Origin of the sequence: Hoyosella sp. YIM 151337 (genome assembly GCF_026041215.1) — a bacterium.
Lineage (GTDB): Bacteria > Actinomycetota > Actinomycetes > Mycobacteriales > Mycobacteriaceae > Hoyosella.
The window spans coordinates 134,636-146,775 of the sequence record NZ_JAPEIQ010000028.1; the positions used below are offsets into that span (position 1 = coordinate 134,636).

A 12,140-nucleotide genomic window follows, 5' to 3' on the forward strand; every position below is an offset into this window, starting at 1 on the left:
GCAATGCGCGAGTGTGCAGACAACGGGGCCGGGACCCCAATGCCGCCGGCCCAGGTTAAACCCTACGCCGCTGTCGGCCCGAGCGCGAGCCTGCGGCAGTGCTGGGTCACGGTGCTTTCCAGCTCGTCCAGCCGCCAGGGCGGCGCGGTTCGCCGTCGACGACCACGCCTGGCCCGGTGTCCGCCGCAGTGTCCACGTGGCCTATCAGGCGCCAGCCCACTGGCAGTTGCTCACCTGGCGGGAACGTGCCCGCGAAAGCGTGGTCCTCACCACCGTCGAGCACCCAATCAGCAGCGCTTGCGCCGCACAGCGCAGCTACTTCCTGCACGGGCTCCGGGCTGCCGAGGGCGCGAGAATCAATGCTGATCCGGACGCCTGAGGCGGCAGCGATGTGACCGAGGTCGGACACCAGCCCATCGGACGTGTCGATCATCGCGGTCGCGAGACTTGCCGCCGCAAGCCCGACGCTGTAAGGCGGGCGCGGCGCGCGATGGACCGACAGACATTCGGCCGCGGCGGCGGTCCGCGCCGTGACGCCGCGGCTCAGCAGCGTGTAGCCGGCCACCGAGTACCCGGTCGCACCGGCGAGGGCAACGACGTCACCGGGCCGTGCCCCGCTGCGCAGCACAGCGCGGCGACCATGCAGATCGCCCAGCGCTGTCACGGAAAGCGTGACGCCCGGCGCCTGGACGAGGTCGCCGCCGCTAATTCCGGCACCGACACAGGCTGCCTCCTCCCAGAGCCCCTCGTTCAGCGCGTCAGTGAAGGCGATTCCGGTATTGGGCGGGCAGCCCAGTGCGACGAGGAAGGTCACAGGACTCGCGCCCATCGCAACGAGATCCGCGGCATTCTGTGCGACCGCTTTTCGTCCGATGTCGTGCGGCGAAGACCAGTCAATACGGAAGTGACGCCCCTCAATGAGCATGTCGACCGATGCGACCACGACACCACCGCTGACGGCTACGAGCGCAGCGTCGTCTCCGGGGCCGAGCAGCGTCGAATCCGGCTGCCTCCGGCCCGCGGTGATCCGGCTGATGACGCCGAACTCCCCCGTATCCTGCACAGTGGCCGCGTGCGCAGCGTGCGGATGGTCTTCGCTTGAGGCTGTGCTCACCCGACTAGAGTACGGTGACGGCCGGTTCCACAACGACGAGCTACCGATAATGAGGTGTTGTGAGCGAAACACAGCCCGAACGCCGTTCCCCGGCGTTGATCGCCACTGCGATCGCCCTGCCCCTCGCACTGATCACAGGGCTGATCGTGGCTGCGGTCGTGATGCAGCGCAATCTCGATGCCGAACCTGTCATCCTCGCGGAGGTTCCTGCCCCCGCTGCCAATTCGGACGAATGCACAACGCTGCTTGCGGCGCTGCCTGAGGAACTTGGTGATCTCGAACGTGCGGACATCGTCGACCCTGCCCCCGCTGGTGCAGCGGCATGGCGGACGGCGGGAACGCTCGATGATCCCGTCGTGCTGCGGTGCGGCCTCGAACGCCCGCTCGATTTCGATCAGGCAGCCGCGCTGCAACTAGTAAATGACGTGCAGTGGTTCCAGGTCTCAGGTGAAGCGATGGGCCTCGATTCGAGCACCTGGTACGTGGTCGATCGCAGTGTGTACCTCGCGCTGACACTGCCGGACGGCACCGGTCCGACTCCGTTGCAGGTCATTTCTGACACGATCACCGAGAATCTTCCGCAGCAGGCGATCGATCCGGCACCGATCAACTGAGACGTCAGCGCAGGCCCGTGCCACGGGCAAGGGCGGTGTCGATCAGTGTGGAGATGAGCTGCTGATACTCGACACCCGTCGCTGCCCACACCCTGGGGTACAACGAGATCGACGTGAAGCCGGGCATCGTATTGACCTCGTTGATCACCGGCCCGTCGTCTGTGACGAAGAAGTCAACGCGAGCAAGCCCCTGACAGTCGAGTGCGGCGAACGCCGCGACGCTCAGGCGCTGAATCTCCTTGGTGACTGCTTCGTCGAGTTGCGCGGGGACATCGAATTCCGTGATGTCGTTGATGTATTTGGTTTCGAAGTCATAGAAACCGTTGCTGTCGCTGTCAGGCAGCCGGATTTCCGCGACAACGCTCGCTTCTACCCGGCCGTCGGGGAACTCGAGCACGCCGCACTCGACTTCCCGTCCTTTGACGCCGGCTTCGACGATGACCTTGGGATCGAACCGGCGGGCTTCGGCAATGGCCGCATCGAGCTCATCCCACGAGGTGATCCGCGAGATTCCAATGGACGAGCCGCCGCGGGCGGGCTTCACGAAGGCTGGCAAGTCAAGGTAGTCGCGCTGCGCCTCGGTGAGGGTCGCCATCCGCGGGCGCAATACGATTTGCCGTCCCACCGGCAGGCCTTCCGCGGCGAGCAGTTTCTTGGTGAATTCTTTGTCCATCCCGCCAGCGCTGGCGAGGACCCCGGCACCAACGTACGGTACGCCTGCGAGCTCGAGCAGACCCTGGATTGTGCCATCCTCACCGTACGGACCATGCAGGATTGGGAAGGCGACGTCTACCGAGGCGAGTTCACGCCCCGCCTCGTCACCTTCCATCGCGATGAGCGACCCGCGGCGGGCCGGTGACGCAGAGAAGGCGAGTTCGTCACCGTCCTGAGCTACCTCTGGCAGCGGCTCACCAGCCGTGATGACGAGCTTGGCTGGGTCGGTGACACCTTTCACCCAGGCCCCGTCCGGAGTGATCCCGATCGGAACAACGTCGAACCGTTCCTTGTCGATATGCCGGAGCACGCTTCCCGCAGAGACGCAGGAGACAGCATGCTCGCTGCTGCGGCCTCCGAACACGACAGCTACCCGAATTCGTTCACTCGTCACCCCAGAGACGCTACCTGTCCGCACGCTGGCTCCGTACTCGTGTGCCGGTTGTGTTACTCAGGTTTCATTCTGCGGCCCAGGAGCTGCTGCACCGCATCGAGCACTTCCTGACCTTCGTGGCACACCTGATGCACTGCATTGGTAAGCGGCATTTCAACGCCATAGCTGTTGGCGAGCGCCCGAACAGAGGTGCAGGACTTGACGCCTTCCGCAACTTGACCATGCGTGGCGGCCTGGGCCTCTGCGATGGATCCGCCGCGGCCGAGCGCCTCGCCAAAACTGCGGTTTCGCGACAGCGGTGAGGTGCATGTGGCGACGAGATCACCAACGCCCGCCAGTCCAGCCAGGGTCGCAGGGTTGGCGCCCAGCGCGACGCCCAGCCGGGTGATCTCAGCGAGACCGCGCGTGATGATCGACGCGATCGTGTTGATGCCAAGGCCAACCCCGGCTGCCATTCCGCACGCGAGCGCAATAACGTTCTTGCACGCTCCGCCGATTTCACAGCCAATCACGTCGGCGTTCGTGTAAGGCCGGAAATACATTGTGTGACAAGCTTTTTGCAAAGCGATCGCGCGTGCCGAATCCGGACACGCGATGACGGTTGCGGCGGGCTGACTTTCAGCGATCTCGCGCGCAAGATTGGGGCCGGACAGCACCGCTACCCGCGACGCATCGGCTTTCGTCACTTGTGTGACCACCTGGCTCATCCGGAGCAGCGAGTCGACCTCAATTCCTTTGGCGAGGCTCATCAGCGTCGCGTCGGACGGAAGCATGGTTTTCCAGGCTTCCAGGTTCGAGCGAAGCGATTGTGAGGGAACAGCCAGCACGACGATATCGGCGTCGCGCAGCGCTTCGGCTGGATCAGCGGTCGCGTGCAGCCGCTCCGGCAGGATGATGCCGCGCAGATAGTCCCGGTTCTCATTGCGCTGCTCAATGCATTCGGCGAGTTCCGCACGCCGTGCCCACATCATCACGTCTGTGCCCGCATCGGCCAGCACCTTGGCATACGCAGTACCCCACGACCCCGAACCCATCACTGCCGCTTTTGTCAAGGTGATCTACCTCCGATGTTCGTGGCCGGCCGGCTGACGTCACTCTGCTCCGCATTCTGCCAGTCCCCCGCGCCCGCGGCAGGGCAACGCGGTGCCGATACGTTCAGTCTCGGCTTATTGTGGTGCAGTGAGAGCCGCACGGATCCTGATACCGGTGAAGCCTTTCGCCACCGCGAAATCGCGGCTCAGTCCTGCGTTCAGTCCGGCGACACGAACCCAGCTTGCGATCTCCATGCTGCGGGACACGCTCACCGCGGTGAAAGCCTGCACGGACGTCGCGGCTGTGACGCTTGTCGGAGACCCTGCGGAATTGGGCGACATCGCCGCCGAACATGGGGCGGCGCTCGTTGATGAATCGGCGCTGTCCCTGCCGGACCTCGCGAGTCCGCGACCGGCATCCCACGGCGCTGCCGGGCCCGCCACGCTGGCGGATGCGCGGCTCAACGCGGTGCTGCGCGCCGCCGCAGCAGAACTTCACACGCACGAACCACACACCCCCGTTGGGGTTGTGCACGCGGATTTGCCGGCTCTGACGCCGTCCGCTCTCCACGATGCTCTCGCGATCATGTTCGACGCGCACGCTCTCACGTTTGTCGCCGACCGGCACGGCGATGGCACGACGGCGCTTTTCGCGCCAGACGTGACGACATTGCGCCCTCAGTTCGGTGCGGGGTCAGCGCGCAGGCACCGCGACGCGGGCGCATTCGCTGCCGAACATGACAACCTCGCCGGACTTCGCCTTGACGTCGACACCCCCGCCGACCTTGCCGATGTGCTTGAGTACGGCGCCGGGGCCTGGACACGGGCGGCCGCGGATGAGTTGTCGCACGCGGCAGCCTTTACCAGCAATACACGCAATGTTTAAAGCTCTGATGCCACACCGGCTTGCCGTCTCGCCACAATTTGGAATGATCGAAGTGTGAACGACCGCGAAAGTCTCAGCGAGCCCAGCGGCGGCTCCGTGACGGTAACGAACAATGAGCAGATCGTTGAAGGCAGTGATGCCGGACTCAACGGCAGTTCCGCCGACGGGCCCGTACACGTGATTCCGTCCGCGCCTCCCGCCGCGACCCAGGAGGTGCCCGCGGCTGAAGCACTTCCCGAAGATCGTTACCTCAACCGGGAACTGAGCTGGCTGGATTTCAATTCACGCGTGCTGAGTTTGGCTGAGGACAGTTCGATCCCTTTGCTTGAGCGTGCGAAGTTCCTCGCTATCTTCGCGTCGAACCTCGACGAGTTCTACATGGTTCGCGTCGCCGGACTCAAGCGGCGCGATGAGACTGGCCTTTCCGTTCGTTCCGCGGATGGGCTTTCGCCGCGCGAGCAGCTCTCGCTGGTCGCCAAACGGACGCAAGAACTCGCTGAGAAGCACGCTCGCGTCTTTCTTGATCAGGTGCGTCCCGGGCTCGCGGCGGAGGGCATTTCGATCATCTCGTGGTCCGAATTGGCGGAGGCCGACCGTACCGAACAATCACGGTACTTCCACGAGCAAGTCTTTCCCGTGCTCACGCCCCTGGCGGTCGATCCTGCACACCCGTTCCCCTACATCAGCGGACTGAGCCTCAATCTTGCTGTCACGGTTCGTGACCGCGCCGGCGGAACCCACTTCGCACGCGTCAAGGTTCCGGACAATGTCGCGCGGTTCGTGCGGGTTCCTCAGGGCGAAGGCAACGGCGTCGGCTTCCTCCCCATGGAGGAACTCATCGCCGCGCACCTCGACGTGCTGTTCCATGGCATGGATGTCGTCGAACATCACGCATTCCGGGTCACTCGCAACGCGGACTTCGAAGTGGAAGAAGACCGGGACGAGGACTTGCTACAGGCGCTTGAGCGTGAGCTTGCACGCCGCCGCTTCGGTTCACCGGTGCGGCTCGAAGTCTCTGACGACATGACCGAGCACATGCTCGACTTGCTGTTGCGTGAGCTTGATGTCAATCCCGCTGATGTCGTGCACGTTCCCGGTTTGCTCGATCTATCGAGCCTTTGGCAGGTGTACAGCGTTGACCGGGCCGGACTGAAGGACAAGCCGTTTGTGCCCGCGACACATCCGGCGTTCGGCGAGCGTGAGACGCCCAAGAGCGTGTTCTCAACCCTCCGTGATGGGGACGTTCTTGTGCACCACCCCTACGACTCGTTTTCAACGAGCGTGCAGCGCTTCGTCGAACAGGCCGCCGCCGACCCCAATGTGCTCGCGATCAAACAGACTCTGTACCGCACCTCTGGTGACTCCCCGATCATCAACGCACTGATCGATGCGGCGGAGGCCGGCAAACAAGTAGTCGCCCTGGTTGAAATCAAAGCCCGGTTCGATGAGCAGGCGAACATCAAATGGGCACGCAAGCTCGAGCAGGCAGGCGTGCATGTGGTGTACGGCCTCGTCGGCCTCAAAACACACTGCAAAACGTGTCTTGTGGTGCGGCGCGAAGGCTCCACGATTCGCCGCTATTGTCACATCGGCACTGGCAACTACAACCCGAAGACAGCGCGCCTGTACGAAGATGTCGGGTTGCTCACCGCTGCGCCAGATATCGGCGCGGATCTCACCGACCTGTTCAACTCGCTGACGGGCTACTCTCGAGTTGAGCAGTACCGGACGCTGCTCGTCGCGCCGACCGGAATCCGTTCGGGGATTCTGCAGCGCATCGACGACGAGATCGCCCACCATCGGGCGGGGCGCACCGCGCGCATCCGGCTCAAGGCCAACGCACTGGTGGACGAGCAGATCATCGACGGGCTCTACAAGGCCTCGCAAGCGGGCGTGCCCGTTGAGATTGTGGTGCGAGGTATCTGCGCACTGAAACCCGGCGTCCCGGGGCTCAGTGAAACGATTCACGTTCGTTCCATTCTCGGCAGGTTCCTGGAGCACTCCCGGATCTTCCATTTCGCGGGGTGCAACGAATTCTGGTTCGGCAGCGCTGACATGATGCACCGCAATCTTGATCGGCGCGTGGAAGTTCTGGTGCGCGTGCGTGACCCCAAGGTCACCAACCAGCTGAACGACCTTTTCGAATCGGCGCTCGACCCCACAACGCGGTGCTGGATTCTGCAGCCCGACGGAAACTGGATCGCTGCGCCCGCGGACGGTGAACAGGTCCGCGACCACCAGACCGAGCTGATCCGCCGTCATCAGGCGCAGTGAGGGCGTCGGACTGATGAGTTCGGTGTCGACAAAACAGAGCAACTCCAGCGTCCTCGCCGCGGGCGCGGTGCTCTGGCGCCACAACCCCGATGTTCGCGGCGGCCTCGAAGTTGCCGTCATTCACCGGCCACGCTACGACGACTGGTCGCTGCCGAAAGGAAAGCTCGACGCCGGTGAAACGCCAGTCGTTGCAGCGGCACGCGAGATAACCGAAGAGACAGGCTTCTCGTGCAGGCTGGGCCGCCACCTCATCCGTGTGTCGTATCCACTAACGGACGGGCGGCGCAAGGAGGTCGACTACTGGGCCGCTGAGGCTCTCACCGGTACATTCATTCCTAACCACGAAGTTGACGAATTGGTGTGGGCGCCGCTGCACAAAGCATCATCGAAGGTGACCTACGACCTCGACCGCCGGGTACTGAAGAAGTTCGCTGAATTCGCCGCCGCGGACGTGACGACGCTGCTCGTCGTCCGTCACGGCAAGGCCGGCCGCCGGGGAGACTACCCGGAGGATGACAACCTGCGCCCGTTGGACGCACAGGGGCGGGCACAGGCCGAAGCGCTGGTTCCGCATCTCCTCGCCTACGGCGTCACAGATTTGCACGCCACAGACCGCACTCGCTGTGTTGAAACCCTAGTTCCCACGGCCGATGAGGTCGGAACCGATGTTGTGCGCGAGCCAGCCTTCTCCGAGGAGGAGTACACACGTGATCCCAAGGCTGCGCACAAACGGCTGCTAGAGATATCCCGCCAGCCGGGCGTGCATGCAATCTGCAGCCAAGGCGGCGTCATTCCAGGGCTGCTTGATTGGCTCGCACGTCGCAGCGCTGTCGCACTGCCTCCGGCCAAGAACCGTAAGGGCAGCCTGTGGGCGCTCACCATGCTCGACGGCCGATTATTGACCGCCGACTATCTGGAATCCCCGCTGGCCTAGGCCGCACCGCAGATACAACATTGGTACCCCTGCGGGATCAGAGGTACCAATGAGGGACTATTTGGCCAGTCCGGCAGCAATCATGCCCGTGACGCAAGGCAGATCGCTAGCCCGATAGATTGTTCTGCGTCAGTGGCGTGCAGCTATGACTCGGACCCGCTGGACGCGTCTGAGCCTGAAGCACCGCGCCGCGTTCGCGTCGACTTGGCAGCGGTCGTCTTCTTCGCAGCGCTCGACTTCGCGGCCGTGGTCTTCTTCGCCGCCGTGGTCTTCTTCGCCGCCGTGGTCTTCTTCGCTGCGGTGGTCTTCGCGGCAGTTGACTTCGCGGCAGTCGATTTGGCGGCGGTGGACTTCTTGGCCGCCGTGGTCTTCTTCGCGGCCGTGCTCTTCGCCGGTGACGCGGCAGTCTTCTTCGCAGCAGTCGACTTCGCAGCCGTCGACTTCGCAGCCGTCGACTTCGCAGCCGTCGACTTCGCGGCAGTCGACTTCGCGGCAGTCGACTTCGCGGCGGTCGACTTCTTCGCGGCAGTGGTTCTTGCGGCCGGAGCCTTCTTTGCTGCCGTGGTCTTTGCCGCAGTCTTCTTCGCAGCCGTCGACTTCGCAGCCGTCGACTTGGCCGCAGTCGTCTTCTTCGCGGCTGACTTGGCTGGCGCTTTCGCTGCGCCGGTTCCGGATTCGGCCGCGGCGGCCACCGCCTTGGACGCCCGGCGCGGGGCCTTGGCGACAGTCGAGCGTGCCGCACGCGGAGGCGCCTTCTCCTCCGCGGCAGTCGCACCAGCACCGCGCTTGACCGCGGGTCCTTCCGCCGGCAGTTCCGACGCGCCCGCGATGAGGGCCTTGAACTGTGCACCGGGCCGGAAGGACGGCACCTTGGTGGGTTCCACCCGGACGGTGTCACCGGTGCGGGGGTTCCGCGCCACCCGCGCTGCGCGCGCTCGCTGCTCGAAAACCCCAAATCCGGTGATAGTCACGCTTTTTCCAGCGTGTACCGCACGCACAATCAGGTCGACGATCGTTTCAACCGCCTGTGAAGCACTCCGCCGATCCGTCCCCAGCTTCTGGGTGAGGGCATCGACGAGATCCGCTTTGTTCATGGATAGCCTCCGCACAATGTGGGCCCCAGTCGGACCGGCCAAAAGTCACACGGCAAACCCGTGATTACCAAGAGTGTATGTGCCACGGCAAATCTCGTGTGCCCACTTGGCAGAATTTAGTCCCTAATGTGGAAATTAATTCTGCGCTGGCACCGGAAGCGTTTTAGGTTTCCATGCCGGACGCCGCCGCTCGAAATCAGCGATCTCATCCGCGTGGCGCAGGGTTAGGCCAATATCATCGAGACCTTCGAGCAACCGCCAGCGCGTGTAGTCATCAATTGTGAAGGGCACCACAAGAGTTCCGGCACTGACCGTCTTCGTCTCGAGATCGACGGTCACGTCCAGGCCCGGTTGCTCCTCTAGCGCTTTCCACAGCAACTCGACATTAGACTGCTCAACCTCAGCTGCTAGCAGGCCTTGCTTGCCCGCATTGCCCCGGAAGATGTCAGCAAATCTCGATGAGATCACAGCCCGGAAGCCGTAATCAGACAGCGCCCAAACGGCATGTTCCCGGGAGGAGCCAGTCCCGAAATCTGGACCAGCCACGAGAACGGACCCGCGGTCATACGGCGGCACATTCAAAATGAAGTTCGCATCATTTCGCCACGCAGCAAACAGACCGTCCTCGAAGCCGGTCCTCGTTACCCGCTTGAGATAGACCGCGGGAATGATCTGATCGGTGTCGACATTAGATCGGCGCAGCGGTACGCCGATACCGGTGTGAGTAGAAAAGGCTTCCATGGTTTCGTCCTCAGGTCTCGGTGCGAAGGGTCAGTCGAGGTCGGCGGGCGCGGCAAATGTCCCTTTGACCGCGGTGGCAGCTGCGACGAGCGGTGACACAAGGTGGGTACGGCCACCTTTTCCCTGGCGCCCTTCGAAGTTGCGGTTCGATGTGGACGCACACCGCTCACCCGGAGCGAGCTGGTCTGGGTTCATGCCCAGGCACATTGAACAGCCTGCGCTTCGCCATTCCGCACCGGCTTCCTCGAAGATCGCCCCAAGCCCTTCGGCTTCAGCCTGCGCGCGTACCCGCATCGATCCGGGCACAACGAGCATCCTCACTCCCTGCGCTACCTTGCGGCCCTTCAGAACGCTTGCTGCGGCTCGCAAGTCCTCGATCCGCCCATTGGTGCATGAACCTATGAAAACTGCGTCCACGGCGATGTCACGGACGGGTGTGCCCGGCGTGAGGTCCATGTACTCGAGCGCCTTGTGCGCTGCTTGCTTGGCGGCTTCGTCACCGAACATTTCGGGGTCCGGGATCGAGTCGCCGAGCGGAATGCCCTGCCCCGGGTTCGTCCCCCATGTCACGAACGGCGTGAGAGCCGACGCGTCGATGTACACCTCGTGGTCGAAGACCGCGCCCTCATCAGTCTTGAGTCCCTCCCATGAGGCGAGCGCCGCCTCCCAGTCAGCACCCTGGGGTGCATGCGGGCGGCCCTTGATGAAGTCGTAGGTGGTCTGGTCGGGCGCGATCATGCCAGCGCGTGCGCCTGCTTCGATCGACATGTTGCAGATCGTCATCCGGGCTTCCATGGAGAGCGCACGGATGGCCTCGCCGCGGTATTCGAGCACGTACCCCTGACCGCCACCAGTACCGATCTTCGCGATCACGGCGAGGATGATGTCCTTGCTCGTCACGCCAGCCGGGAGCTTTCCGTCGACGTTGATCGCCATTGTTTTGAAGGGACGCAACGGCAACGTTTGCGTCGCGAGCACATGCTCGACTTCAGATGTGCCGATTCCCATCGCGATCGATCCGAACGCGCCGTGGGTGGAGGTATGACTGTCGCCACAGACCACAGTCATTCCAGGCTGCGTCAGTCCGAGTTGAGGGCCGACGACATGGACGATGCCCTGCTCGATGTCACCCATAGGGTGCAGGCGGACACCGAAGTCTTCGCAGTTGCGGCGCAGGGTCTCGACCTGAGTGCGCGACACAACGTCAGCAATGGGCTTGTCGATGCCCACCGTCGGCACATTGTGGTCTTCCGTCGCGATCGTGAGATCTGGGCGGCGCACCTTACGCCCGGCCAGTCGCAGACCATCAAAAGCCTGGGGGCTCGTCACCTCGTGCACGAGGTGGAGATCGATGTAAATCAGGTCGGGCTCACGTGCGGCACCCTCACCTGATCCGCGCACGACGACGTGCTGTTCCCACACCTTTTCAGCCAGGGTGCGGGGACGCTGCTCCGTTGCCGCACCACTTACCGGAGATTCGCTTGCCATTCTCATCCTCATTCCAGAGGATCCGCGGCCGGAATTTGATGGGCTGGCCGGTCCGCCGATCCACCGATCTCATTCTCGCTGGAGGCGGTTGTTTGTCGCCACCACTAGAATCTCAGCATTCGGAACGTTAATATCGTCTTGTGAGACAGTCTAGCGGTATTGGCGTCCTGGACAAAGCGGTGGCCGTTCTTCATGCGGTTGCAGCGGATCCTTGCACACTGAGCGCCCTATGTGAACGCACCGGCCTGCCCCGCGCTACCGCGCACCGGCTCGCCGTCGGCCTGGAAGTGCACCGGCTCCTCGCCCGCGATACCAAAGGCCAGTGGGTGCCGGGGCCCGCTCTCGGTGAACTCGCCGCCTCAGCGGGCGACACACTCATCGACGCAGCGTCGTTCGTGCTCCCGCGGCTGCGCGAAATCACCGGCGAAAGTGTGCAGATCTATCGCCGCGAGGGCATCGAGCGCGTGTGCGTGGCCGCTATGGAGCCGCCGACCGGCCTGCGCGATACCGTACTCGTCGGCGCACGACTGCCTATGACCGCAGGCTCCGGCGCCAAGGTCCTGCTCGCCTGGGCCGACATCGCTACACAGCGCGCTGTCCTGCCCGAAGCGTCGTTCAGTGAGCGAGTGCTGATCGAGGTGCGCCGGCGCGGCTGGGCGCAGAGCATCGCGGAACGCGAATCCGGTGTCGCAAGCGTGGCCGCCCCGATTCGCGACGCGACTGGAACGGTCATTGCCGCAATCTCCGTGTCCGGCCCAATCGACCGAATGGGGCGCAAACCCGGCGCCCGCTGGGCGGCCGACCTCCTCGCCGCCGCGGACGCGATCCAGAAACGCCTCTGAGAGGTGCCTATACG

10 protein-coding genes and 1 pseudogene are annotated in these 12,140 nt (G+C 63.7%); 5 read left to right on the plus strand and 6 right to left on the minus strand.

What is annotated here, in order from left to right:
• Nucleotides 1-106 precede the first annotated feature (106 nt).
• Nucleotides 107-1,114, minus strand: a complete 1,008-nt coding sequence (locus tag ONR57_RS14660; RefSeq protein WP_265124250.1) for a thiamine-phosphate kinase — start codon at nucleotides 1,112-1,114, stop codon at nucleotides 107-109.
• 59 nt (nucleotides 1,115-1,173) lie between these two features.
• On the opposite strand from ONR57_RS14660, the gene ONR57_RS14665 reads away from it, so the two are divergent.
• Nucleotides 1,174-1,728, plus strand: a complete 555-nt coding sequence (locus ONR57_RS14665; RefSeq protein ID WP_265124251.1) for a DUF3515 domain-containing protein — start codon at nucleotides 1,174-1,176, stop codon at nucleotides 1,726-1,728.
• Nucleotides 1,729-1,732: 4 nt separating this feature from the next.
• Here the strand turns inward: ONR57_RS14665 and ONR57_RS14670 are convergent, their stop codons facing one another.
• Both ONR57_RS14670 and ONR57_RS14675 read right to left on the minus strand, forming a co-directional pair.
• Complete coding sequence (locus ONR57_RS14670; RefSeq protein WP_265124252.1) at nucleotides 1,733-2,836, minus strand: D-alanine--D-alanine ligase family protein; 1,104 nt, start codon at nucleotides 2,834-2,836, stop codon at nucleotides 1,733-1,735.
• A 53-nt stretch (nucleotides 2,837-2,889) separates the two neighbouring features.
• Nucleotides 2,890-3,888, minus strand: coding sequence for an NAD(P)H-dependent glycerol-3-phosphate dehydrogenase (locus ONR57_RS14675; protein ID WP_265124253.1), 999 nt, complete (start codon nucleotides 3,886-3,888; stop codon nucleotides 2,890-2,892).
• 127 nt (nucleotides 3,889-4,015) lie between these two features.
• Here ONR57_RS14675 and cofC point away from each other — a divergent pair, with 127 nt between their 5' ends.
• The 3 genes from cofC to ONR57_RS14690 all read left to right on the plus strand — a co-directional run bounded on the left by cofC (nucleotide 4,016) and on the right by ONR57_RS14690 (nucleotide 7,961).
• Nucleotides 4,016-4,753: a 2-phospho-L-lactate guanylyltransferase gene (cofC, locus tag ONR57_RS14680; protein ID WP_265124254.1), complete on the plus strand. Its 738-nt coding sequence runs from the start codon at nucleotides 4,016-4,018 to the stop codon at nucleotides 4,751-4,753.
• Nucleotides 4,754-4,930: 177 nt separating this feature from the next.
• A complete protein-coding gene (locus ONR57_RS14685; RefSeq protein WP_374116451.1) occupies nucleotides 4,931-7,027 on the plus strand; it encodes an RNA degradosome polyphosphate kinase in 2,097 nt (698 codons plus the stop codon).
• A gap of 13 nt (nucleotides 7,028-7,040) precedes the next feature.
• Nucleotides 7,041-7,961: an NUDIX hydrolase gene (locus tag ONR57_RS14690; protein WP_265124255.1), complete on the plus strand. Its 921-nt coding sequence runs from the start codon at nucleotides 7,041-7,043 to the stop codon at nucleotides 7,959-7,961.
• Between the two features lie 371 nt (nucleotides 7,962-8,332).
• Here the strand turns inward: ONR57_RS14690 and ONR57_RS14695 are convergent.
• From ONR57_RS14695 to leuC, 3 genes and pseudogenes are all read right to left on the minus strand, one after another.
• Nucleotides 8,333-9,055, minus strand: a pseudogene (locus ONR57_RS14695) (HU family DNA-binding protein); the annotation flags it as partial.
• A gap of 135 nt (nucleotides 9,056-9,190) precedes the next feature.
• The gene (leuD, locus tag ONR57_RS14700) at nucleotides 9,191-9,796 is read right to left on the minus strand and encodes a 3-isopropylmalate dehydratase small subunit (protein WP_265124256.1); all 606 of its coding nucleotides are present in this window, start codon (nucleotides 9,794-9,796) and stop codon (nucleotides 9,191-9,193) included.
• A 30-nt stretch (nucleotides 9,797-9,826) separates the two neighbouring features.
• Complete coding sequence (gene leuC, locus ONR57_RS14705; RefSeq protein ID WP_265124257.1) at nucleotides 9,827-11,284, minus strand: 3-isopropylmalate dehydratase large subunit; 1,458 nt, start codon at nucleotides 11,282-11,284, stop codon at nucleotides 9,827-9,829.
• Between the two features lie 140 nt (nucleotides 11,285-11,424).
• On the opposite strand from leuC, the gene ONR57_RS14710 reads away from it, so the two are divergent.
• Nucleotides 11,425-12,126, plus strand: coding sequence for an IclR family transcriptional regulator (locus ONR57_RS14710; RefSeq protein ID WP_265124258.1), 702 nt, complete (start codon nucleotides 11,425-11,427; stop codon nucleotides 12,124-12,126).
• Nucleotides 12,127-12,140 lie beyond the last annotated feature (14 nt).